The sequence below is a fragment of the Falsiroseomonas sp. RANM36 genome (genome assembly GCF_056682175.1).
In genome coordinates, this window is sequence record NZ_JBWXTD010000004.1 from 804,517 (window position 1) to 804,991 (window position 475).

At 77.5% G+C, this 475-nt stretch carries 1 pseudogene; it reads left to right on the forward strand.

Annotated elements, in window-relative coordinates:
- Positions 1 to 38: 38 nt before the first annotated feature.
- A pseudogene (locus AC1MIR_RS17660) lies at positions 39 to 475 on the forward strand (hypothetical protein); the annotation flags it as partial.

Here is a 475-nt window from a genome sequence, read left to right on the forward strand (position 1 = left end):
CCCGCCCGGCCCCCGGCGCCCGCCGCCCGGGGGCGGCGGTGCCGGCGATCGGCCTGCTGCTGCTGCTCGGCGCCTGCGGCCGCCCCGAGACCGGCTTCGTCGACAACATGTGGTCGCCCTTCACCGGCGGGCGCAACATCGTCTCCCTGGACAGCGTCACGATACAGCGCATCCGCGGCGAGGCCGTGGAGTTCGCGCCGCTCGAACCCGAGCCGGGCAATGTCTGGCCGGAGCAGGAAGCGCCCCGGCCGACGCTGATGAGCGGCCCGGAGGAAGCCTTACGAAACATCCCCGAATACCGCCCGCAGCTGATCGAGCCGGTGCCGCCCGCCCGTTCGCCGGTCCCGACGCCCAATGCGCGGGGCAGCGCGGGCGCCGTCGCGCCGCTGTCGGCGCCGACCGAGGCCGCGCCGCGCATCCCGGTGGCGCAGCCGCCCACCGCCATCGCCCCGCCGCCGCCGCCGAGCGCGGTGGG